18 protein-coding genes are annotated in these 24,759 nt (G+C 47.7%); 6 read left to right on the top strand and 12 right to left on the bottom strand.

Features of this window, described 5'->3' with window-relative positions; translation table 11 throughout:
- Nucleotides 1–91: 91 nt before the first annotated feature.
- Nucleotides 92–397, top strand: coding sequence for a hypothetical protein (locus AB4Z50_RS15615; RefSeq protein ID WP_441880415.1), 306 nt, complete (start codon nucleotides 92–94; stop codon nucleotides 395–397).
- 140 nt (nucleotides 398–537) lie between these two features.
- On the opposite strand, the gene AB4Z50_RS15610 is transcribed toward AB4Z50_RS15615, so the two are convergent.
- The 6 genes from AB4Z50_RS15610 to AB4Z50_RS15585 form a co-directional block, all read right to left on the bottom strand.
- Nucleotides 538–1,731 carry a Gfo/Idh/MocA family protein gene (locus AB4Z50_RS15610; protein ID WP_441880413.1) on the bottom strand — a complete coding sequence of 398 codons (1,194 nt, stop codon included), beginning with the start codon at nucleotides 1,729–1,731 and terminating at the stop codon, nucleotides 538–540.
- Complete coding sequence (locus AB4Z50_RS15605) at nucleotides 1,721–3,541, bottom strand: alpha-1,3-galactosidase-related protein (RefSeq protein WP_441880411.1); 1,821 nt, start codon at nucleotides 3,539–3,541, stop codon at nucleotides 1,721–1,723. The genes AB4Z50_RS15610 and AB4Z50_RS15605 overlap by 11 nt, the downstream gene beginning before the upstream one ends.
- A gap of 132 nt (nucleotides 3,542–3,673) precedes the next feature.
- Nucleotides 3,674–5,089, bottom strand: coding sequence for an endo-alpha-N-acetylgalactosaminidase family protein (locus AB4Z50_RS15600; RefSeq protein ID WP_441880409.1), 1,416 nt, complete (start codon nucleotides 5,087–5,089; stop codon nucleotides 3,674–3,676).
- A gap of 75 nt (nucleotides 5,090–5,164) precedes the next feature.
- A complete protein-coding gene (locus tag AB4Z50_RS15595) occupies nucleotides 5,165–6,793 on the bottom strand; it encodes an extracellular solute-binding protein (protein ID WP_441880407.1) in 1,629 nt (542 codons plus the stop codon).
- 60 nt (nucleotides 6,794–6,853) lie between these two features.
- On the bottom strand, nucleotides 6,854–7,741 hold the full coding sequence (locus tag AB4Z50_RS15590) for a carbohydrate ABC transporter permease (protein ID WP_441880405.1): 888 nt from the start codon (nucleotides 7,739–7,741) through the stop codon (nucleotides 6,854–6,856).
- Between the two features lie 13 nt (nucleotides 7,742–7,754).
- Nucleotides 7,755–8,699, bottom strand: a complete 945-nt coding sequence (locus tag AB4Z50_RS15585; protein ID WP_441880403.1) for an ABC transporter permease — start codon at nucleotides 8,697–8,699, stop codon at nucleotides 7,755–7,757.
- A 229-nt stretch (nucleotides 8,700–8,928) separates the two neighbouring features.
- Between AB4Z50_RS15585 and AB4Z50_RS15580 the strand changes: the two genes are divergently transcribed.
- Both AB4Z50_RS15580 and AB4Z50_RS15575 read left to right on the top strand, forming a co-directional pair.
- The gene (locus tag AB4Z50_RS15580) at nucleotides 8,929–9,066 is read left to right on the top strand and encodes a hypothetical protein (RefSeq protein WP_441880401.1); all 138 of its coding nucleotides are present in this window, start codon (nucleotides 8,929–8,931) and stop codon (nucleotides 9,064–9,066) included.
- Nucleotides 9,067–9,090: 24 nt separating this feature from the next.
- Nucleotides 9,091–11,262, top strand: coding sequence for a helix-turn-helix domain-containing protein (locus tag AB4Z50_RS15575; RefSeq protein ID WP_441880399.1), 2,172 nt, complete (start codon nucleotides 9,091–9,093; stop codon nucleotides 11,260–11,262).
- A gap of 82 nt (nucleotides 11,263–11,344) precedes the next feature.
- On the opposite strand, the gene AB4Z50_RS15570 is transcribed toward AB4Z50_RS15575, so the two are convergent.
- The 4 genes from AB4Z50_RS15570 to AB4Z50_RS15555 are packed head-to-tail and all read right to left on the bottom strand — an operon-like array spanning nucleotide 11,345 to nucleotide 16,260.
- Complete coding sequence (locus AB4Z50_RS15570; RefSeq protein WP_441880397.1) at nucleotides 11,345–12,361, bottom strand: metallophosphoesterase family protein; 1,017 nt, start codon at nucleotides 12,359–12,361, stop codon at nucleotides 11,345–11,347.
- Nucleotides 12,358–13,188 carry an alkaline phosphatase family protein gene (locus tag AB4Z50_RS15565; RefSeq protein WP_441880395.1) on the bottom strand — a complete coding sequence of 277 codons (831 nt, stop codon included), beginning with the start codon at nucleotides 13,186–13,188 and terminating at the stop codon, nucleotides 12,358–12,360. Before AB4Z50_RS15565 ends, AB4Z50_RS15570 begins: the two co-directional genes overlap by 4 nt.
- Nucleotides 13,189–13,209: 21 nt before the next feature.
- Entirely contained in the window at nucleotides 13,210–14,064 is an 855-nt protein-coding gene (locus AB4Z50_RS15560; protein WP_441880393.1) for an EamA family transporter, read from the bottom strand.
- A gap of 57 nt (nucleotides 14,065–14,121) precedes the next feature.
- Entirely contained in the window at nucleotides 14,122–16,260 is a 2,139-nt protein-coding gene (locus AB4Z50_RS15555) for a hypothetical protein (protein WP_441880391.1), read from the bottom strand.
- A gap of 262 nt (nucleotides 16,261–16,522) precedes the next feature.
- Here AB4Z50_RS15555 and AB4Z50_RS15550 point away from each other — a divergent pair, with 262 nt between their 5' ends.
- The 3 genes from AB4Z50_RS15550 (at nucleotide 16,523) to AB4Z50_RS15540 (ending at nucleotide 20,695) form a co-directional block, all read left to right on the top strand.
- Nucleotides 16,523–18,451: a DUF5696 domain-containing protein gene (locus tag AB4Z50_RS15550; RefSeq protein WP_441880389.1), complete on the top strand. Its 1,929-nt coding sequence runs from the start codon at nucleotides 16,523–16,525 to the stop codon at nucleotides 18,449–18,451.
- Between the two features lie 117 nt (nucleotides 18,452–18,568).
- The gene (locus AB4Z50_RS15545; protein ID WP_441880387.1) at nucleotides 18,569–20,062 is read left to right on the top strand and encodes a cellulase family glycosylhydrolase; all 1,494 of its coding nucleotides are present in this window, start codon (nucleotides 18,569–18,571) and stop codon (nucleotides 20,060–20,062) included.
- A 60-nt stretch (nucleotides 20,063–20,122) separates the two neighbouring features.
- Nucleotides 20,123–20,695, top strand: a complete 573-nt coding sequence (locus AB4Z50_RS15540) for a TetR/AcrR family transcriptional regulator (RefSeq protein WP_339204308.1) — start codon at nucleotides 20,123–20,125, stop codon at nucleotides 20,693–20,695.
- 182 nt (nucleotides 20,696–20,877) lie between these two features.
- On the opposite strand, the gene AB4Z50_RS15535 is transcribed toward AB4Z50_RS15540, so the two are convergent.
- Both AB4Z50_RS15535 and AB4Z50_RS15530 read right to left on the bottom strand, forming a co-directional pair.
- The gene (locus tag AB4Z50_RS15535) at nucleotides 20,878–23,634 is read right to left on the bottom strand and encodes a cohesin domain-containing protein (protein ID WP_441880606.1); all 2,757 of its coding nucleotides are present in this window, start codon (nucleotides 23,632–23,634) and stop codon (nucleotides 20,878–20,880) included.
- Between the two features lie 105 nt (nucleotides 23,635–23,739).
- Nucleotides 23,740–24,756, bottom strand: a complete 1,017-nt coding sequence (locus AB4Z50_RS15530) for an S-layer homology domain-containing protein (RefSeq protein WP_441880385.1) — start codon at nucleotides 24,754–24,756, stop codon at nucleotides 23,740–23,742.
- Nucleotides 24,757–24,759 lie beyond the last annotated feature (3 nt).

The following is a 24,759-nucleotide window of genomic DNA, read 5'->3' as shown; positions in this document are numbered from 1 at the left end:
AGCAATGATGGATATAATCGTTTGACAAAGCCTATTGTTGGGAATATGATAATACTGACTAGTCAGCACAAATTAAAAGGAGTTGATATTCATGCATGAAATGTACGAATTGAAAGCTATCTTTACGCCGAATGAAGGAAAACGCGGAGATTGGGCAAAACTTAAAGTGGAGTACGGCAATCTCGGGGATAGCGTCAAGATCGACAAATCGATCGTAAGAATTTCCGATTACGGGATTTACGATGCAATGAAACGCGAAGAAGATGGATCGTTCACATGGTCTTATCCAATTCCGTATGAGGCACCGATCCAAACCTACGAGATCGAAGTGTATGCGATAGACAAGATAGGAAACAAGGGACCTAAGCAAACGGTTATCTTCACTGTTACCAGCTAAAAATTCCCTTTCACATGAAACCGACGGCAGCTCGAATGTCTGCCGTCGGTTGTTCCTCCTAATCTACCTTTTGTCCTCTTCGGTTAATCTCTTCATCCAGCGACGCGTTGTCATCAAAGCGATAGTCTATCGAGAACTTGTCACTTGCCGATCCATTTCCCGTTCGTGAAGTCTGGGATCGCTACCGGCTGCCCGCCCATGGCAATCGAATCCTCGGTTAATGAGGATATACTCATCCACGAAGCCATATCATATACATCAATCGGCGTTTGCGCCTTGTTCCTGAAACTCTCGATGAAATCCCGGAAGACAAGCCAATCCATACCGTCATGGCCTCCTTTAACTCCTTCCTGCAAATAACTCTCCCACAGCGGATGTTCATATTGCTCGCGAAGGTGCTCGACGTTCCCCCATTGCGTCTTCCAATTCGATTCATATTGGTTATGCTGTCCATCTATGAATAAAGAATGGTTCTCCTCCATATACATTCCTTTTGTTCCCCTTACCGTAAAACCTCTTGAATAATATCTAGGCAATGTAGTATCCAATGTGAGTGTAATCGTTTCTCCGCGAGCGCACTGGATGATAGTCGTTACGATATCGCCTTGCTTAAACCGGGTACGAGCAAGCTCGCTATCCTTCCTCTTGCTTGTGATGTATTCCTGCATGCCTTCCGCCTTTGAGGCGAGAGACACAAGCGATACCATACGATTTCCTCTATTGATATCTAGTATTCTGGCGATGGGACCTAGCTCGTGAGTGGGATAATTATCGCAGTTTCTATGAATATATTCGTTCAGTCGATAATGACGGTTTTCTTTGCCATTAGCGATTTCATAACGCAGGTCGTGAAGATAACCTCCTGAGCAATGGACGATTTCTCCGAGAATGCCTCGCTTTACCATATTTAATACCATGAGCTCATCGCGGCCATAGCAGCAATTCTCCAGCATCATGCATGGAACTCTCGTTCGCTCATAAGCTTCTACCAGCTTCCAGCATTCCTGCATGGAATAAGCTCCTCCGACCTCGCAAGCGACATACTTCCCTTTCTCCATCGCTTCAATTGCGATAGGGATATGGGTGGACCAAGGTGTGCAGATCATGATGACGTCAACTGCCTCTTTATTCAGAACTTCCTTATAGTCAGCAGTTTCAAAAGGTCGACTGCAGCCTGCCTTTTCAATAAGATCAGCTGCCTGTTCGCTACGATCCTCGTGCAAGTCACAGACGGCGACGACTTCCACGTCCTCCATTTTCAGCAATATGATTTCCAAAAGCCCCGTTCCCCGTCCACTAAGCCCGATTAAGCCGATTTTCACTTTAGATTTCATCCTCGTGATCCCTCCGAATAATAGCTGCTTGCCCCTCATCGATCGCAAGGTGCTCTGCCTTCATTGATATCGTCTTTACGATTGCGACTGCCTTGTCTGCTATTGTATTCCCGCGAATTTCAACTCCGCTGCATGCCCTTAAGCGGATGATTTCTTGCGAATCAGCGTATTCTCCGCCCATATCGCCGTTCCTTGAGATCTGGTTATCCGCAACAATTAAGTCGTTTGTGCTCTTCGCATCCAATAATGGGGAACCGTCCAATTCAAAGCGGTTATTACTAATCACAACGTTGCTGTGCACGGGTGCATCCACTGATACAACCGTATTCTCCGGTTGTATCAGAATGACCGGCTGATTACCGTTACCACAAGCGACAAACTGATTTCCCCTTATCTGGACATCGTGAACCATCCCCGACTCATACCAGCTTATCGCATCGTCGGCGATGAGAATCGCGCTCATATGCAGCTTCTCGAACAAATTATTCTCGATGGTCACTTTACGGCGCGTTGTCACTAGAATTCCACGAGTCGGTATTCTCTTGAAGACATTTCCGCATATGGATACTTCGGGCGTCCATGTGACATTCTCGATGACATCCTCGTCCCCGATCATTCTCGGTACCGGTGCATCCAGCGTCAGTTCGGCTTCACGCAGACTATGCTGCTTGATGTCGACGACATGACGGGTAGCATAAGGTATCAACGTGCTAGCGGAAATAATATCAATCTCATCGCCCGGATGGAACGCACGGAAACCGTAGCTTTGCGGATGCATAAACCGCACGCGAATGCGTCTCTCGTCCTCTGCGCCAATGATTCTTAGATGGGTACCGTGAATATTGATGGCATCATCGTGCGCACCCTCGAATAAGCAATCGTTGATCGATATTTTTCCTTTCATCCCGGAAAGATGAACAAAATCGGCGAACGCCGCCGCTGTTCGTCCATGGGAAGGATCCGGCGCCAATCGCAAGCCCTCCAAAGTCAAGTTTTCGCTGAATTGCCCGACGATCCCAAGCCCATGCATATATTGCATCCAGACATGACGCCAGGTAATATTCCGGCAGCCAACGATCAGAGCACCAACCTGATCCCGAATGCCGTCGCGCATTTGAAATACATGACCAACCTTCGTGATTGGAGCAGGCGATACAAACCAAATCCGAAGCTTGCCGAGCTCCATCTGTTCGACATGGCTAGCCAACGTGATCGGGTTGGAAACTCTCCAGGTCCGGTTGCTCACCGGGTCAAATTCCTGGGCAGGGCCCCCGCGGTAAGACCAATCTTCATCAGTCCAATAAAGCTTATCATCCATCAACAAATAATAAGAATCCGGATGAACCTCCACCTCCCAATAGTTTTCGAAGATCGCGACGATTCGCATTTCAGATATAGTCGGCCGGGCGAAATCGATCGTCAGGTTCCGTATTTCCACGTCGACGCAGCCGTCCATGACGATCGGCGTCATCTTCCCGTGAAACAGCAGTCGCGAGCCGTTCCCTTCCACATGAATTCGTTTTGCCCCTTTGAACCAGAGGCCTATCGTTTTGATGGGATTTGGATGCTCCTTTTCGCTAGCCGTATTTGAGACGTAGTAAGGTTCTTTGCTAGCGTTATTAGCATACAAATCATATCGTCCTGGCGGAAATTCGATCACTGTCGGCCCATCCTCGGCCGAAGCGGCATCGATCATAGCTTGTATGTCCCTAGTCGCATCCTCGCCAGAATCCGGTATCGCTCCATAATCAGTTGCCCGAAACAGACGGGGCGCTGGATCGTTTTCTATCTTATTTGCTTGTCCTCGCATGCTTCATCTCCCAGTATGATCGACTTTTCACTACACCGATTTCCTACGACAAACAGCGCTTGAACGCCAACGAATCAATTGTCGAAGCTGCAATGAGCGCCCCCTCGTCTCCTTCGTCCGCTCATTCTCTATTTATTGCTGCGATGGAATGATTGATATCGCCATTCCCGGCGCTAGAGAAAGCTCCAGCAATCCTCCCACAATTCGTTGACCAAGTTGCGCTTCCGATAATCCTTCAGCCGTAATTCGGTAGATATCAACGGCAGCTACTTCGTTCCAATCAGGCGGAAGCGACCAAGCCTTCTTCGAGTAACCACTCTTGCTGAATGCGATTAACTCCGGCCCCCCTTGCCATAAAGCAGGGAACAGCACGTCATCTCCTACACGCAGCGGCTTGCTGTCTCGACGAACGGAGTGATCCGCTAGATGAACGGAATGCCCTTCCGAATAATGAACGACCCTGTTATCGCCCTCGCCCTCTATCCGAATGCGATCAAGCGAGTTCAAATACTGGTATTGAAGCATTCTTGTACAGATCTGCTCCATGAAGATATCGTGCCAATCCTCGCGTGAAACTTCGTTGCCTTGATCCCAGAATATATCCTCGCCATGCACGCCCGCGCCGAACAAGAACTCCAGATCATGTCTGCGCGGAATGCCCGGTATAGAGTAATCTCGAATAGCAGCTCCGCTCAGCAGCTTGGCGGGTCTCTCCAGAAAATGCTTCTCCTGGTTCTGATCAAACCACCAGCACCACGGTTGCAATCCGATGAACGGATCGTTGCGATGATGGGCGAAGTTTTCGCTTGTCACATCAATCCCGCGACTTCGGAAATAGCGGATCGTCCGGCGCATGTAGGAGGACTCCTCCTCCTGGGAGACGCCTCGGAAAACATTCGCTCTCGGAAAATAAGCGTCCAGGTGTACCGTGCCGGCCTTATCAAGCTCCAACAGCGAGATCAACTTCTCGATTCGCTGGACGATTATCCCGCTCTCCCATTCCTTCTTATAAAAAATTTGATAGGCAGCCATATTATTATAGTTACCGATTTGCAGCAAAGAACCATCTTCGTTACGCGAAATCAGATCATGCTCCATGTAAAGATCCCAATGCGGGCTATTATCGTAGGCGTCCGTCATATTGACATGAACGCTAACTGTTGTGTTATAACGTTTGGCTGCTTCCGCCAACCACAAATAGCTGTCCCTTGCAGTCGAATCCTGCGGCCTCTTCAAATGGACATTCACCTCATCCCAGGCAGGGTATCTGTCATCGTGACCATTATACTGCCATCCGACCAAATAAATGATTTTCGGAATGCCTCTGGTAAGTCGATCGATGTCCACAATATATCGAAGTGCCTGTTCAAACGTACAAAACACCTTCGACCCGCCTTTACCGTCCGGAATCGCCATGCCCAGCTTCATCGTCAGCGTCTGACTATAATCGAAATTGTAAGGGCTCTCCGGCTGCATCGTTGCTTGCCAATCGTAATAATCCCCCGGAATGGTTCTCCACGCTTCATTAGTATCTATTGAGTTAGTCATCCTGGCCTCTTCCTTTCTGTAATGAAGAAACCTGACAGCGCCACACATCGACGCTGTCAGGCTTCGCATTTCTTTTTACTTGGATACTTGAGCGTTCATCATATCCACGATCGATTGATAATCGCCAATATCCGAAAGCTCCTTCTTAAATGCATCCCATTCGGAGAGATTTCTCTCGCCAAGCAGGAATTTATAAATATTTTCGTCCAAATACGTTTGTACCGCGGTCATGATTTGTGCTTTCTTCGCTTCGTCATCTTTGCTCAGACGAACGACCGGTGCTTGTTCATACGGAGCAATGGCCGTTTCCGAACTTGTGAATTTGCCCATTCCCTCTTGAGGACGCATCTCCTCGAACTGACCCTTGGCGAAAAATTGCACTTTTTTATAAGCGATATAGTCAGTAGAATAATTTTGCGGGGCGAAGACGAAACCTTGACGCGTTGTACCATCACCATTTAAGTCTTTCTTCTCTTGCCAGTCTCCGTTTTTGTTGATGAATTCCTTTTTACCTTCGACCACTTGGTAGGTTTTCCCTTCAACGCCCCAATGCATCAAATCAATCATTTCATCCGAATACTGATAATCGAGCATCTTGACGATAAGTTCCGGATATTTCGTGTTTTTGGAGACCATGACGCCGTAGTTGGCATAGATGGTATGACCCAAGAGGGCCGGCCCCAACACCCACTGATCGCCGTACTTTTCGTTTTTCGGATTGACCGCTGCTCCCCATGAGACGCCTTGGTCCGGAACGGAATATTGCTCCCACCAACCTGCCCACGCCAACGGAAGCATGAAGGACTTGCCGGTCGTTACTTTCGCCTTCAATTGATCTTGAGACTGGCTCAGGAACTCGGGATCGAGCAGCTTCTCGTCGTACAATTTGCGAATATACATTAAACCTTCTTTGAAAGACTCCTCAGTCGGTCCGTATACGTATTTCTCGCCGTTCCAGTAAATATCGCTTTTCGTATGGTTCGAGAGAGCTAACGCGTCTATGAATTTTGGCCATTCCTGCGAATTGACCGGATAGGAATCCGGATACAGCTCTTTTAGCTTAACGGCCGCATCGTAGAATTCATCCCAGTTTTCCGGAACTTTGATATTATGTTTTTGGAAAACATCGAACCGGTATAACGCTGGGTATGCGGAACCCGCTAACCCCGTATCGTTCCGGAATCCATCCCCGAAGAAAAACATTTTGCCTTCCGGTGTATACATACTCTTGTCCGAGAACTTTGTAGACTCCAAATAAGCTTTATAGTTTGGAGCGTACTCGTCCAGGTAAGGCGCAATGTCCAAGAGGGACCCTTGGTTGCCGAATTGGAACATGACCTCGGCATCCTTCACACCCGACATAATGTCCGGTGTATCGCCGCTGGCCAGCGTCAATTTTATTTTCTCCGGATAGTCGTCACTGTTCACATAGATCCATTTAATATCAAGCTTTTTGCCGATATGTGCTTCCATCTTTTCCTTCCAGAGCTTATAGAGCTCGGTATCCTTCGGATCGTCCCCGAAGCTGGACATGTAAGCGTTAATCTTGATCGTTTCCTCAGCCGGTTCGGATGGCTTGGATGTCTCACCGGAATTGCTGTTGTTTGTTTGCTCTGACGGTTTGTTGTCTCCTTTGCTGCAGCCAGCAAACACGAGTGTCGCAACGAGCAGAAAACTAAGCACTAGAACCATTTTTTTCTTCAAAGCATAACCCCTCCATGAATAGTATTTGTTAATCTATGTTTAATTTCAGATCAACCGCTGTTAGCCTTTCACCGAACCGATCATCATTCCGGACACAAAATGCTTCTGCAATAGCGGGTAGACGAACAGAATCGGTAATATCGTGACGATGATAGACGCCATCCTAATGTTTTTGGTATTCAGATTGTACGTCTCGAGGAATCGTTGCAACCCGCCTGAACTCGTATCATCCTTCAGTTCGATTACCATCCTGCGCAAGAGCAACTGGATGGGATGACTGCTTTCGTCATTGAGAAAGATCATTGGTTCAAACCACATGTTCCAGAACATGACTGCACCGAATAGCGCAAATGTCGCCAGCAGCGGCTTGGATAATGGCATATATATGCGAAACAGAATGCCGAGATCATTCGCTCCATCAAGGTAAGCGGATTCCCGCAACTCCTTGGGGATATCTTGGAAGAAAGTACGGAAAATGATGATATTGAATGCGCTCATTGCAACTGGCAGCACGATCGCCCATATCGTATTGAACAAATGTAAATCCCTGATAAGAAGGAAGTGCGGAATAAGTCCCCCACTAAATACCATCGTTATGATCACGTAAAAGACCAACGGTTTACGAAATACGAATTCGTTGATTGCTAACGGGTAGGCGAATAAGGAGGTCAGCAGCAATTGAAGAAAAGTGCCGATGACTAAGAACTCAATCGTATTCATATAAGCATTCAAGATGTTTTTATCCTGTAAAATGAATTTGTAGCTGTTAAAGTCAAATCCTCGCGGATACCAAGTAATCTTGCCCTGAGCAACTAAGGTGGGATCGCTAATCGAAACAGCAAACGTATTTAATAGCGGATAAAGCATAACAATACATAGCACGATCATAATCGTGTAATTAATAATATCGAAAGCTTTAGACCCAAGCCCTTCATTATATACTTTCAATGTATCCCCCCCCTTACCATAAACTGTTTTCAGATACTTTCTTGGAAAAGTAATTCGCAAATACAATTAAAACAAGACTRATCACGGAGAGCATCAAACCGACCGCGGTGCCATATTCAAACTGTCCGCCTTGCACGCCTACCCGATAGACGTAAGTTTCGATAACGTCCGCCGTTTCGTAAATTTTCGGATTGTACATGAGAAGCACTTTTTGAAAATCCGTGCTTAGAATACTTCCTAGCTTCAGAATGAGCATGACCGCTGTCGCGGGAATAATTGCCGGCCATGTGACGTATCTCAGTCTCTGCCAACGATTCGCGCCGTCTATGACCGCTGCTTCGTGTTGCGCCGGATCGACACCAGTAAGCGCTGCCAAATAGATGATGGCTCCATAACCCAATTCCTGCCATATACCCGCACTAATGTAAATCGGCCGGAAAGCTTCCGATATATACAGCAGCGTCTTTGGTTCCGCCCCAAACCAAAACAGAATTTTATTGACGATCCCCTCTACTGAAGTAAATTCATGAACGAAGCCGACAACGATTACCGCGGATAGAAAATGCGGGAAATAAGTAATCGTTTGCACAGCCCGCTTAAAAAATTTATTGCGAAGTTCATTCAATAATAAAGCGAATAGGATTGGAGCCGGAAAACCGAAAATCAAAGAATAAAAAGCAAGCAATAGCGAGTTTTTAGTAATCCTCCAACTCATTGGACTATCAAAAAACGCCTTAAAATGGTCGAAGCCGACCCAAGGACTTCTCAAAAAGCCCAACGATGCGTCATAACTTTTGAAGGCGATTGTAATTCCATACATGGGTAAATACTTGAAAACTAGAATAACCAGAAATCCAGGCAGCACCATTAGGATCAAGTAGCGCTGCTTCCAACATTTTCGCAGAAAGCTTTGTTTTTTTCTGAGTTGCAGATTATGCGCAAGCTGTTGATTCTGCAAATTTCACCCCTCCAGTACACATATACATAATGTCAATAAAATGTAAGCCCTTTCGAAATGCAGCTGATCATCTCACCAAGCCCACATCGTTCTTGGTGACCTCAGCATACGGGAGATGATGAATTTTAAGCAATTATCAACTATTAATATCGTTTGAATAATTTCATTTCGATCGAAAATCGATTGTATGTGAAAGAACGAAAATCGCTCCTGCATACGAAATATGGGAATGTCATTTATTAATGTGCTGTTCAATATTTCAGCTGCGCATGACAGCCAAGAATTATCCCCTTATAATGATGGAAAGCGCAACCCGCTTTATGCAAGCGGTTACAAAATAAAGATTAGAAACCGATCTACCTTATAGACAGAAAAAAGGGAGGTTTACAACTTGAACAGATTATTCCGAACTGTTTCCACTCGATATCACAGAAGCAGCGTTCTGTTTAAGCTGCTCATCGTCAACATGATTTTTATCATTCTGCTCACAACGCTGCTTGGGTTCAACTACTCGTATTTGAAAACAAACGTCAAGGAACAAGTTGTGCGAACGAATGAAGGCTTCCTGAAGCAATTGTCCGGGGACTTGTCTGGTGAATGGTTGGAGATTCGCAACATGATTTATAATTTCAGCGTTAGCTTGGATACGAAGCTCCTGTCCAACAATCCCAAAAATTCACGGTCTTATTACCCCACGTTAATGGCATACAAAAACAAAATAACGCAATCGAATCTGCAGCTTCCGTTCCGGGCGCAAATCTCCACTTACTTCCCGAATCAGGACTTGGTGATCAGCAGTGACGGAACCCGTAGTTTGAGCGTCTTCTATAAGAATCTGGATGTTAAAAACGGTGGTGAAACCTGCCGTTGTCTGCTGCAAAACGAATTGGAGCAACTGTATAATTTCCGCAATACTATCGTGTTCTCATATCGGCTATTCCCGGAAGGCTATATATTCGTACAAATCGCCAAAGCCGAGCTGCTCGCTTATCTGAACAATCAGACTATGTTGCTTGATAATGTTATCGTGATAAGCGATAGGGAAAATCAACTTTTTGTAAGTACAGCGACACTTGATCCAGCAATCGCCGAGCAACGGCTTCCTGTGCTAAAAGGTCCGCTTATCATTAATGGAAATAAATATACGCCTATTTCTCAAACAGATCCATTATTCACTTACACCGTTTTGTTCTCGGAAAGCCAGATGCAGGAAAAGCTTAAAAAGGCCAACGGGTACACCTTCGTCTTGTTTGCCCTTTTCTTCGCCGTTAATTTGGGATTTCTGTTCGTCAACTGGTCCATGTTCAGGCCGCTAAGGCTCATGGCGAGAACATTCAATCAATGGACGACGGGCCCTGCTACGARAAATGAATTTGCGATTCTCTCGGATACGTTCAAGGAACTAAATTCCGCCACAGTCTCCATGAAACAGGAGATCACGGAGCAAGCCGACATCTTGGAGCATAACGCGCTGCTTCGGCTGTCAACGGACGAGAATTATACGATGAAGCCTCACATAAACCGAATGCTGTCCGTGAAGTATGATTCCTACGCCATACTCACCGTCATTGAAGAAAACAGCCAAGGCCAATCCGTTACCTTGTATGCTCCCTTACTGGAAGCGGCGTTAAGTCAATCCCGACCGTACATTCGACTGCATGCCCATAGCGATAAATCTATATTTATCACAAGCTGCTCCGACACGAACGCATTGGAAGCTCTTGTTTCCCGCGTCTTTGATAGCTGTCCTGATCCGGTAGACAATATGCTTGTATTTTGCGGTATCAGCTCCGTTCATACGCGACTAGAGGACATCGGCAAAGCGCTTCGTGAATCGACTGACGCAATTGACAAGCATGTCCCCAATCTAGCCCATTTAAAGAGCGTCATTCTCTATCAAGATCGGAACAGCGATCAAGCGGCGGTCATCCACTTGTCCATCGATAAGGAGCAAGAACTTGTCAACTATACCCTCAAAGGAAATACAGAAACGCTACAGCAATTTTTCGATAAAACGATACAAAAGACGTTCAAAAATTTAACATTTGAACAGTTCCGGAACATGCTTCGTTACCTCCACGACCTGCTGCTTGTCATCATGAACAGTAAGAAGATCAGCGTCGAAGAGGTGTGGGACGTTCCGCCGGCATTTTCGCATACGTACCATCTCCAGTATTTATTCCGGCAGATCCAAGAGGGATATTTTCTCGTGGCTAAGCGATCCGCCCTGCCGATTACGCCTCTTCTGGAGCAGATCAACCAATATATTGACAAGCATTATGCTAATCCGGACTTATCGTTAACGCTAATTGCCGATCATCTGGCTATCACTCACGTGTATTTATCGACATACTTTAAGAAGCACTCCGGCTATAACTTAAACTACTACATGCACCTTGTTCGCATCCAAGCTGCAATCCGGCTTATCCAATCTCATCCGAATATGACCATGAAGGATATCGCGGAACAAGTCGGATACTCGAATGCTGGAACGTTCATCCGGCATTTCAAGAAAATATCCGGGACGACGCCCACGCAGCATGTCAGGTTACAGCAGGAATAGAAATAAACAGAACACGATACTAGTAAGGAGGCCGCTGCTTTGAACGGCCTCCCTGCTGCTTTGCTCCGGCACTGCCGAGCTTTTATGTTTCGAAGGTTATGATCCTGTCTACTCCCGCTCCGAACCGGGTAAGGCGCAATTCGCCCTTCGCGTAATCAATGCTGATGAGATCGAACGCCGTCTCAGTCACCGTACCGACCGTCCTTTCGGGGCTTTCGTCATAATTTCTGTAGCTGACCGCGTTAAGCGTAGATATCATCGGGATACCGTCATGATACAGCACCTGATCGATATGAACGTGTCCGAACAGGCAAGCGACGACGTGTTTACGGTTTGTTTTGATGATTTTCCAAATCTTCTCACCGTTCTCAACTTCTCCGTCGACGTACCCTTTAACCCCACGTTGAATAATAGGCAGATGCGAGAAAATGACAACTTTCCAGTTTTCGCTTTCCGGTACACTGGTAAAATCGAACACCCTATGTTCGAACCAATCGACCTGCCTGTCCGAGAAGGCGTATTCCCATTGCCCGTTTTGCTGCAGCATCCCGTCCGCTTTTATTTTGTAGACAATATCGATGCTGTTCAACATTGCGATCCTCGTTTTTTTGTCCGGGATATCATAGTAGTAATAGAGGCCGCATTCGTTCCCTTTATCGAATGTTACCGTGCCTTCCAACGGTTTAAGCCAATTCTCGTAAGATTCAATAGGACAGATCACATGCTCTACACTTCCGGTTTTTCGATAGAAATCATGTATGGAATTATCGTCATGGTTGCCTTTGACCGGTAACGTGGGACACTCCGGTACACGAAGCGTATTAAGAATTTCTCTTTGCGATTGCACGACCTCCTCTTTCGGGCCGTTCTCACTGAAATCTCCGCCGCACACGATCGCATCCAGTGGAAGCAATTGCGCCAATCCCCTGATGGCCGCGGCCGCTTGAAGCTGATTGCCTCCCGACATATGATGCGGATCCGTATAGAAGAGCAATCGTACGATCGCATCTCCCTGATCTTTTGTTGCCTTTTGGGCCACTGCCGAAAGCTCTGAACGGAAATACACTGGAATTTCTATGTCCTGATTAAGGCGGTTCACTCGACTGCCTCCTTGAACAAGCCTGCGGGAACTTGGCCTGACCAGGTGTTCGGTGCCTCTAAACCGAGCGCTTTAACGACGACAGCAGCAGTATCTTCTATGCGAATCGGCCTCGCCTCGGTAGGGGTGGATACGTTCGGGCCTGCGCAGCCCCAGAAAATTGTCACATCCTTCGGATGATCGCTGCCGTGATTCAACGGATCCTCGCCGCCCCCGCCATGATCCGCGAGAAATATAATTAGGCATTCCTCCAACAAGTCCTTATTCCGAAGAAGATAAAGAATGTTACCCACCAATTCGTCCGTCTCTTCAATGACTTCCAAGTATAGCGGCGACCCATAACCGAAGTTATGTCCCGCCCCATCGATTCCGTCGAATTGGATGAACATGACCTTGAAGTCCGAATGCTTTTCGGTAAAGCCGGCTACTTCTCGAACCAGATGCTTATCAGCATGGACGTTTGCAATATACGTAGCAACCCCCTCTTCAATAATTCCGTCATTAATCGGCTTCCATGCGCTGAACGAGGCGATTACAGCAGACGGATCGGCTTCCTTGACGAGTCTCATAAAAGAAGGATAAGGCGAATCGGCTGGATACTTGCTCTTCTCGGCTCTTTCGTTCGTCAAGCCATGCAGCTCAGGCTTTACCCCATGAAACATAGATCCCCAACACTCCCCGCTAATGGTCGGAATCACTGTTTGGGCAGCGTAAGTAATAAATCCGCCGTCCAATGCTTGATCGATATTCGGAGTACGTGCTTGATCGATCATATTTCCGGCGCCATCCAAGCCGATAACAATTACTCTCTTCGTTAATTCCTTCACGTTAATCATCTCCTTTATTTGTTATCCGCTCATTCCAACTACAATAATACCGGCTGTTATCGCAGAAGCTGTCACAAGTCTTCTGAACCCGCTTTTTTCTTTTAGTATCCATATTCCCAGCAAAGTAGCCATGACCGTACCCACTTCCCTAATCGGAGCCAGGTGGGACACCGGTGCTAATTCCATCGCAACGAGAAACAAGAAATATGAGCCCGGCATCAGGATTGATCCGAGCAGGATCATTCGTTTATTTCTTCGCCACTCGCCCGTTAACACTTGTACGTTCAGCATCGTTCGACTATTTCCTAGCATAAAACCAAAGTTGGAAACCGAAATCAGAATCAAAGGAGATACGTATTGCAAAGTCATTTTATCAATGAGCACATAAGAAGTAATACATAACCCTACTCCCACAGCGGTCAATATAGGCTTCATCTGGAAAGCCTGACCTGCTGAGGGGACCCTCTTCCATTCACTTAGTCCCAATATGCCGATAAATATAATACTGACTCCAATCCATCCCCATAAAGATAATCGCTCGCCCATAAATATGACGCTAATCAAAGGAATAAGCAGCACTCCCGTACCACGCTGAATCGGATAAACCTGCGACAAATCACCTAACGCGTACACTTTGGATAACATCCATGCATAGGTCGCTTGTGCTGTCATGGACAGCAACAATAAAACATAAACCTCCGGCGGATAGCTCCTGCTCACCAATTGTGTCAGTAATAAGGGAATAAGCAGCACGTTCGCCGCAATGACAATGAGGGAGAGATAAGCTTGCTTATGCTTACTTTTCTTAGTGAATAGATTCCATAGAGCATTCATTGTGCCTGACACGAGAACCAACGATACAGCGATCCACAACATACCCAAACCTTCTTTGCAATTGATTGCCTTAACAGGACAACGATGGTCTAATCCGCATCATGTTTTGAAGCTAAGAAAAACTTTTCCACTCTCTGCCTCGAAACGGATGCACAATGTCAACAACCAGCCTTCTTCGCAAGCGCTGTCATCTATCGCAATCGCGAGTCCGATCCCGGAATGCTCCTCAAGCGTGTACGAAGCCGGTACCTTTATCCAGTAGTGCTCTGTCATGCCTCTCGCTCCGCACAGCTCGAGCCGCAAGCAGTTATTGTCCCAGCATTCGTCGAGCACGCTAACCGCATCCATGCTAACGTGGCGGGAAGAACCGATTAATTGTGGTCGGTTTTCGGCTTTACATAACCCGACAATTTGGCAAGCCCCAAGCTCTAATGGATCTAACGCGATCGCTACAGAAAACTTGCCCATATAGCTTTGCTTCCAGAAATCGAATGCATGATATGCGTCACTCGGATCCAAGGCCAATGCTTCAAGCTCCAGTTTAACCTCAGTTAGCGGAACAATCGCGAATCGGCCAGCTACGCACCAGCGGCGAAATGGAAGGTCGAAATGAATGGCCCAGAGCGATGCCGTCACATACGATTCCCGCATCTCGTCGTTCAAACCCAATATCGCATACGCATACTCTTCCCTCGTCTGACTAGCATTTTGCTGCGGAAAAGTTAAGTCCAATGGAAAAGTCATATCAAGTGGGCCGGTTTCACCTGTCATCGTCGGCAGCGAAGGGATGCAGCGCTGAATGGAGCGAATCCTTTCGCTATCGTACAGGTCTGTATCATCGCTAATAATCATCAAGCCGCCTGTTAGCGATACGAGCGATAGAAGCGTTTGCCCCCAGTCTTTCTCTGTTCGCACGCAAACGTAATCAGGATCGTTCAAGAACAAAATTCGCTGCGTGTGATACCACCTTGCTGTCTCCACCATTTGCTTGCAAATCGCTGTCCAGCTCGCATTGGAATCCCCTGCAATTCTACAAGCATCGACGATTCCGACCGCTTCTGTTAACACGCCCCAGCATGCTAGAAAATATGCATCCTCCCCGAGCTGCTCTCGCGCACATTGGAGATAAGCTCGCAAGCTGCGAGATGCCTCTTCGCTCGTAATACATCCTTCATGGACAGCCTTGTGCAAACCTTCGTATAGATAGTGACGAATTTGATCTGTTTTGAAATAGCTGTAGCCTATTTCCTTCAATCCCTTGTAGAGTGGCGCAACCTGCTCTGCAAGCGTTTCTGGCACTGCCTTGATCACGTATTCAATCCATTGTCCATATAGCGGATCGCCGTTGATATCCCGCTCGAAACGGTCGCGATGTGCAGCGACGAACTCAGGATTCGTGACCATCGCGCTCGTCCATATGCCCGCCTGAAAATCTCTCCCCACGATGCTGGAAATTATACCCTTGTGTCCATCAGGAAAGCGTGCGTTCGTCGATAGCCAAGCGTCAGCAACGATGCCATCTCTCTCTGGCGGAATAGCCTCACGCTGAAACCCGTCATCAATCTGCATGTGAGTCAGACCATAAGGCTTGAAGTGCGTTTCCAAAAATGAAGCCGTACGTTCAATATCCTCCCCGGTTACCTGTTGTGCGAATGCCTCCCATGAACTCCAGCCGGTAATCGGCTGCAATTGCGGACGCCATTGCCAAGGCTTATGGTACTCGTAGTGAAGATGCATCCGATAATAATGCATTCGTAAATTGACGATCCAAGGCCGTAAGCCCCCTTCTATTTCGAGTTCAGCTTGCCAGTTCCCATCTTCGTTCTGCTCTAAGCGCGATTTTGTCCACCTCCATCCTGCTCCGTGCCAATCGATCAACAAATCCTGTAGAACATCGTACAAGCCATTAACCCCAGAGAGCAGCGGTTTGCCGACCTGTCCAAGTATGGCTTGCCCTCTTACAGCACGATTCGGCCTCATGTTTATCGCTTCTTTACTCAAATAAACGATGACTTTGACCGCAGCTGGTTTATCCAATGCCAAGTAGAGCTGCTGGATCAATGGGCTGCTTTGGATATTGCCGTTTGATACTTCCCGATAATAAGGCTTTATCCCCTCTGGAATGCTCATCGACAGTAAGCGACTGCCGTTATAATCGTAATTCAGTGACCGAGTGCTGGCATCCCAGCTTTGCGATGCATGTGAAACGGGGGGTTCCTTGCCTGATATCACGCTCATCCAACGACCTCCATATACGATTGATTTCCCCATACTGTCATGCTAATCAAGAGCATATTCAGACACAACATTCATAATTTAATCTGGCACTCGAAAATGCATAAGCACGATATTCAATTATTCATATTCCTTTCAAATTTTTAACCGAACAACCCTATAGCACCATTTTTTCGTAATGATCTTAATAAAGCGATATAGTTGATTCCCCCTTTAAGTGATAGATTAAGGGACATCACCATCTATTTTAGAAAGGAACAGTGATATGACCATCCAAAATACGGAGCAGTTATTCATGATGGAAAACAACGGCATGAAGGTTTCACTAGACAAGAGAAGTCTAATTGTGCGCGTGGATACGGGAGACACCACGTGGGAAACCGTTCCCGAAGCCGCGAGTATGGCATTAGGATTCGAGGATACTGGTCGAGTTCAAATCCCTCTTAGTCAGGCTGAGAACAAAAGCTTCACACCGATCGTGTCGGGCTACTTCCAAGGCGTCCGCATTCAGCTTAATCATTCTTCCGAGGACGGGATTGCCAGCGGGATTCAAACGGTTGTTACCGTTCTGATGAACACACATCACGGCGAACTCGTGTTTGAAGTGCTTGAAGTTAGCGAAGGTAAAGACGTATGCGAAGTCGTCTGGCCCGGTACTTTCCATTACGCCAGTGCTCGCGAGAGTGATTATACGGTCGTGCCGGCCATGCAAGGCTACTTAATTCCGGGAAATTGGCCGCAGCCTATCCGTAGATATCATCAAGGAATGATGTTCAGTAGGGATGCCTATATGCCGTGGTGGGGGCAGGTTAAAGATGGGAGTGGCTATCTATCCATCATCGATACGCCGGCAGACGCCCGATTGTCCATCGAGCATATTCCACTTGTGCACACGCATGCAGAAGTCGTATGGCTTCATTCGCTTGAGCGCTTCAGCGCTGCGCGGAGACTGCGCATCCGCTTCGCGAAAGATATGAGCTATGTCGTTATGGCTAAGATGTATCGCCAATATGTACGCAGCCTAGGAAAATTACACACATTGACAGAGAAGCAAGTGCAGAATCCGCAACTATCTGCTTTAATCGGCTCTGCCATCGTACACACGAGCGTGCATACTCGCATTGCACCAAACTCTTATTATTTCGATAAGGAAAATCCCGAGCTGAACGACTATGCCGTATCCTTCGAAGAGCGGGCTCGACAGCTCACAGCGCTCAAAGAAAAATATGCCGGCAAGCTCTATGTTCACGTGGATGGGTGGGGGCTTAATGGCTACGACAATCTTCATCCTGACGTCCTCCCGCCAACCCCTAAAGGTGGTGGATGGGAAGGATTCCGTAAGCTTCAAGAGGTTTGCCGAGCGGAACAGATTCTACTTGCGCTGCACGACAATTACCGCGACTTCTATCACGATGCCGCTTCCTACGACCCTAATCTGACGATTAAGGATAGGAAAGGAAAGCAGGAATTTTCCGACTACTGGGCAGGAGGCGCCCACAGCTGGCTTTGTACAAGTTTGTCCAAAGGCTATGTTGAGCGCAATCACGATCTGCTGCAAGAAAACGGTATCCACCCGGATGGCGTTTACATCGATGTCTTCGCCGTAGTGCCTGGGGATGAATGCTATGATCCGGGGCATCGGATGACCAGAACAGAATGCTTGGCTTACCGTGCCTCCTGTTTTGAGGAAATCCGCTCTAGAGGGATGCTGGTCAGCTCGGAGGAGCCCGCAGATTGGGCAATGCCTGCGCTGGATCTCGTCCATCATGCTCCCTATGCGCTTGATCCGGACCCTGGAGGCGGTAAAAGCATCGGCGTTTCAACCCCTTTATTTTCCCTTGTCTATCATGATGCGATCATTGTGCCTTGGTCTTTGAATAGAGGAGACTGGGGAATCCCAGAGACCGATCTCGGATCACTTCATGGTTTGTTGAATGCCGGCGTCCCTTATCTGTCGATCCAACCTTCAGACAAAGAGATTCCGATCGTTCGGACGCTAGCTCGGCTTCATCAGCTTGTAGGGGTTCTTGAGATGATGAGTCACGAATTTATTGAAGGAAGTAATTGGCGCAAACAACGCAGCACGTACGCAGACGGTACAATCGTCGAGATTGATCTAGACAATGACTGCTATACGATCATTCCGGCTAACGAGGAGCCGTTCTCATCAGTAGAACTTCAATCGGCCGATTAACGCCAAGCCAAGCCTAGCTAATAACCTCTCTTTGAATTTCAGATTGACATTCCCGGTATCCACCCTTTAAGATTAAACTGACTAGTCAGTACAATTCTTAATAAGGGAGGAATTCATATGAAAAGCATGACAACAAAAGGCTCTCGTTTCATTGATGCTCAAGGACGCCAAGTCATTCTTCACGGCATAAGCATGGTTTGTAAGGAAAAAGAAAAAGGATATATCGATGATTGGACACAGACGGATTTTCTAAAATTAAAGCAATGGGGATTCAACGTCATCCGGCTGGGAATTATTTGGGACGGAATCGAACCGTCGCCTGGACAATTCAATGGCCAATACGTAGATAACGTCAGGGAGATGATACAGCTCGCCGATCAATACGGCCTGTACGTCATTCTCGATATGCACCAAGATTTGTATAGCTCGCTATACGCGGACGGCGCCCCTGCATGGGCTACATTGACCGACAGCCATAAGTATGCCCGAACCGATCTCTGGAGCGATGCCTATCTGTTCGACCGGGCGGTTCAAACCGCATTCGACCACTTCTGGAACAACACCCCAGCTTCCGATGGCGTCGGCTTACAGGACCACTACGTATCTTCTTGGCGTTTCGTCGTCGAAAGGCTTCGCGACGAGCCTAATCTCATCGGATACGATATGATGAACGAACCCTTCATCGGCTCCAAAGTCGGGGAAATGGTTCAAGGCATGTTTGCTGCATACGGTGAACAAGCAGCAAAACTAACGGGACAGCTCCCTCCTAACATGGAAGAGCTACTGAGCGTATGGCTCGATCCCGAGAAGAAGCTGCAGGCACTAAGTTTGCTGGATTCCATCGATGTTTACCGCCAAGTCATGCATGCGACAGCACCCGCGCAGGTCGTTTTCGAACGGGATGTGCTCTCTCCCTTTTTCCAGAAGACGGGCCAAGCCATTCGCGAAGCCGATCCTGACCGAATTCTGTTTCTTGAAACGAATTACTTTTCTAATCTGGGAGTGACCAGTTCGATCCAACCAGTCGTCGGGCCAAACGGCCAACCAGATGATCAGCAGGCGTATGCGCCGCATGGCTACGATTTGGTTACAGATTCCGATTACGTGCACGTTGCTAATAGCCGTCGTATAGACTTTATTTTCGACAATCACGCACAAACCCAGAACAGGCTGAACATGCCGATGGTCATCGGGGAATGGGGAGCTTATGGCGAATCCCACCAGGCGGAACAAGCGTGTCTTGATGTTCAGAAAAACTTTGAACGAATGATATGCGGTGATATTTACTGGTGTTATTTGTACCCCGAGATGGATCAGTTCAGCTCCTTTAACGGCGTGTGCCGCGGCTTTCCTGCAGCCGTCGCAGGGAAAATCTTGAGCTACTCCTATGATCGCAATCACAACCGTTTCGAGATGGAGTGGGATGAGGATGCCGGCGTCGACGTACCGACGAGAATCTATTTTCCGGATATCAAAGCCATGCAGTCCGCAGACTTGATGCTAACCTCCGCTGAGAGTGGATATGAATGGTCTGGCTTAGAAGGATCGTCAGCAGGTTATCTTTGCTTGCAGCATTCAGGTGGAGGAAGAAGGACGCTGAGAATCGGTTAATTCCCCGACATATGGTATACTCTAGGGAAAATCAATACCTAGGAAGGGACCGATAGTAAGGTGAGCAGAAATAAAATTATCGATGCCGCAATCAAACTTTTTTCCGAATTCGGTTATCACAAGACGAGCATGGACGATATCGCCAAAGAAGCCAACGTAGCTAAGGGCACGCTTTACTATCATTTCTCGGGCAAAGGTGAGCTGTTCGAGAGAATCGTGACTGACGGACTTCAAATGCTTATGGAGAAAATCGAGGACGTGCTGCAGGAAGACGAGACCGCCGATAAGCAAATCCGAAAAATCGTTAGCAAGCATATCGAGTTGTTCTTACAATACGGTGAGCTCATTCATATTATCTCTAACGAGATTACGAACGGAATCGAGCCAGATATATTAGAGCGGATCGGTGTAATTAAGCAGAATTATATCGTCTTCTTATCTGAAGTCCTCCGCCAGGGGCATAATGACGGGGAATTAAACAAACTGAACTTCGAGCTCGCAGCTGCCTGCTTACTCGGTATGCTAGAAAGTGCGAGTATCTATGTGGTCAAGCACTCGGAAGCTGTCACAAGCGAGCATTTGCATGAGACGATCAATGCTTTCGTGCTTCCGGCGCTATTGAGAAAATATTAAGCTTCGCTTATTTTTGCTGGTCTCGAGGAGAAGCAATAGGTTGTTACACCTTCCTCGTCCACTATTTGTATGCAGGTTAAATGAGTCCAATTTCCCCTATCTTATATGCTACTGCTCTTTGCCCAGAAGTAACCTCTAACTTAGTATAGGGAAAGAAGCCTGCGCCTCTTTCCCTTCCTTACTTAGCTCACTATTTTATTCGCGATTGAGGCAAGGTCGGAAATGTCGATAATGCCGTTGGCATCCATATCCACGATTTTGATTTGGTCCCAATCGGAGCTTTGCGACGTTTTTCCGTAGTTCACCGCCGCAATCGCCAAATCGCCGACACTGATCTTGCCGTCGTTATTGGCGTCGCCTGGGATGCCTACCGGAGAAGCCGTTATTTTAATGCTGATAGACGAAGCTTCCGCTTTCGTTTCATTACCTGCGACATCTCCAAGCGTCGCATCCGTTACCGTAATCTTGCCTACAGTTTCTTGCGAAACGGATTTGGCCTTGAAGATCAGTTCGGCAACATCCAACGTTCCCTTTATGCCATGAGCTGCGCCTTCGCTGGCGATAATGAGACGCAGCGTACCATCGCTATTCTTTGCCTCGACGATGCTCAGCCCATCCTGCACAGATTGAGCCGACAAAAATTCCATTGCATTCGCATCGTAGCTCATCCTAATATCTTGTGCGTATGCCTCCACCGAGATGTTCTTTAATCCGAGCTTAACCGTAAACGGTTTTCCCGCCTCAACAGTGGCTGGACCGCTAAGCGAAGTGTACGGCGACTCTTCTAGCATGGCCTCTGCAATGCTCACGTCATCGATGTAGCTTTTCTTCGCGGAACCGGATTCCTTCCAGAAGTACATCGTTACGCCCGACGTTTGACTTCCCGTCGTAAACTCCAGTTCGTATAAGGCATATTCGGCCGACTCTACCGGAATTTGCACGCTTTTATCGCCGGTCGCCGAATCTGTCCATTTCACTCCCAAATATAGCTTTTGGTCCGTGCCTCCCGATTTGGCATATGCGCCGATGCGGTACTTCGTATCTGGCGATACGGCAATTTGCTGCTCAATCGAAGCGCCGCCTGCCACTTCCTTTAAATATCCGGCATAGCTGCCTCCATGCGCGTTGCCATCATTGAGAATGCCTGCATTCCATTGCCACTGCCACGGATTCGAATTTCCATGCTCGGCCGTATTCTCGAAATCCCCATTTTTAACGACGGCTTGCGGTTTGGGAATGACTGGCTCGTACGGATCAACATGAGGATACTTTACTGCTTCGAATTCATGTACGCCTACGTCGGGCATGCCGTTATAAATCAGGTTGTTATAGTAATCACGAGTTCCCGGATTATGCATAACGCCGATGAATCGTCCCGCGTTAATCATCGGGGAGCCGTCGGACAGCTTATAGCCGTTCAGCTCGGCCCAGCTGACTTGCTCGGGAATGATCGGACCGATTTTGTTCAGTACCGTGCCGGCTTTGCCCGGATCAGCCAGCTTAGGATCTCCCGTCAACATAAACGGATCGGGAATTTGCTCCTTCGACGGCACATTATTGCCAATGAACGCGTTATTGTGATAGGTCCAGGTCGGCTTGGCCGTATATCTACCCGTTCCGTGATTAATGAAAATATTGTTGAATAGGGACACGTCGACCCCTCCGCCTTGGCCGACGAGCATGTTCGTATTCATGCCTTCTTTCACATAGAACACGTTGTTGTAAACTTGGACATTCTCAACATTGCTGCCGCCGCAAATCGTGAAGGTTTGGTACTTATCGTTCTGGCTGATGTTGTAACGGTAAATTCCGCCCTTCACTCCGCCACCCCTGCCGTCCGCGCAGACGAGCAACGTGCCGCCGTCGTTGTTGTACGTATAGTTGTATTGATAAATAATGCCTTGGGTGGCATGATCGAAGTCGAATGGCTGTCCATCTCTCGTCGAATAACCGCCAGTCACTTCGTTGAACTGGTACAGCGTATTATCGCCGTCCCATGTCCACATGCCGGCGTTGTAACCTGTCGAAGTACGGTTATACCCATCCAGGAAGTTGTATTCGACTAAAGCGCCATCGGTCATATGCGGCACGATGCCGTCGCCACCGATGTTGTAAAGCTTGTTGCCTTGAATGACGACATTCGTGACCGGTGTCCAAGGCGTCAGCGAGCTTTCCCCATAATCCAAGCCGTCCCCAAGCAACGGCCTGTTCTTCCAGTCGTTCCAGATCATAATGCCAGAGCGCGAGACATCTCTTACCTCATTGTTAATAATTCGGACATCGTCGAACGTAGTGCGCTGATGAACCGAACCCGCTGCAGGAACGCCATTCACCAAACCGGAAATTTTAACGCTTACTTGAATGCCGGAGCTACCGTTTACGTCTTTCTTATCCTCGCCGTTCACGTCATGGACGTACAGATCATGGATAAAGATGCCACGCAGCGTTTTCGTTTCTGCGATATTCGTTACGCTGCCTTTCTCGAAGTCTTCTCCCGACACGAGCACGCCTCGCCGAGATGAAGCGGCAGGCGCGGCTCCTTTATTCGTAATTTCCAAATGACCGATTTCCCAATACTGCTGGTTATATAAGAAAACAGCATTCTCTACTAAGCCTTTGCCTTCGATTAATGGCCTGTCGCCTACGCCGTATTTGCCGATGACGATATATTTCCCTTCCAATCCCGATCCTTTGGGACTTAGCGATCCCGTCCATTTGCCTCCAGCTTTGAACAAGATCCGGTCGCCCGGTTTAAAGGTCGTCGCATTCACTTTGCCCAGTGACTGCCACGCTTGGCTTTCACTCCGGCCGTCATTTTCATCTGAGCCCTTTAGGTCATCGATGTAATAGGCAGTCTCACTATTCTCGGCATCTGCCGCTACAATCGGAATGCCAGACAGCAGCAAAAGCAAAACGAAGCCAAGCATCATCACTTTCATCCTTAACACATTTATTTCCTCCTCGTGTGTCGTTCATAGAATACATTTCCATCCGCCACCGTTATGAAGAAAACGTTCTTTTCCTCCAGACCCTGCTCGGCTATATTACAAACTTGCAAGCAGCCGCTTGAGCACGACAGCCGATTCGGCGCGTGTCGTATGTCCCTTGGGCGCAAGCAAGGAAGCCGATCTGCCTTTCATTAACTTCGCTTGCACGGCTACGGATAAGGACGACCTCGCCCATCCACTGATGGAACCGTCATCGGAGTATGAAGGCAGCTTTCCTTCTTTCAACGTTTCCGGCTTCACGCCAAGAGCGTAAGCTTTTGCACGGACAAGCATAACCGCCATCTCCTCACGGGTGATTTCCTTCTCCGGTTCAAATGATTCGGCGGAAGCTCCCTTAACGATACCGGCTGCGTAAGCTTTTTTTACCGAATCCTCGTACCATGCTCCTTTTTTCACATCCTTGAATGGATTGCCAGAGCCCTCCTTGAGTTTAAGCGCACCCGCTAGCATCATCGCGAATTGCGCTCTAGTCACCTTGTCGTTCGGCGCGAACCTATCCATGCTCATGCCGGAAACGACGCCACGATCCACCATCTCCATGATGTCGGCCTTCGCCCAATGTCCAGAAATATCTGCGAACAGCTTCATAAACCTTGTCGCGATATTTGGGGAGAGCGTCTGACTCTTTAAATTCTGATCGACGATTTTCATGGCCGTCCACTTCACCTGGGAAGTGCCGGCCTTTTTGGCCTTGAAAGTCATCGTCGTAATATCCAGCTTCCCTTTTTCCCCTTTGACCTTACCAATTTTGGTATGCGCGAACGTTATTTCCCCATTTTTCACGATTGGTGACACAGAGAATCCTTCGATGTCGGTCTCCGCTTTGACCAGCTCCAATCTCTCAGGGTCAAAGGCCAACTTTGCCTCGTACGCGTACAAATCTTCGATTTGCTCTCCGGACAATGTGATCGTAAACTGACTATTTGCCGACTCCACCATCGATGCCTTCAGCTTAAAATCCAAGGCATTTTGCGCGGAGGCAGGAGTTAACCAGATCATCGAGCAGATGGAAACCGCAAATCCATACATCATAAATTTTCGTATCATCGTCATCGT

This window comes from Paenibacillus sp. 2TAB26 (assembly GCF_052115145.1).
GTDB lineage: Bacteria > Bacillota > Bacilli > Paenibacillales > Paenibacillaceae > Pristimantibacillus.
The sequence above is the reverse complement of the archived record's forward strand: the minus strand, read 5'-3'. Positions and strand labels throughout refer to the sequence as shown.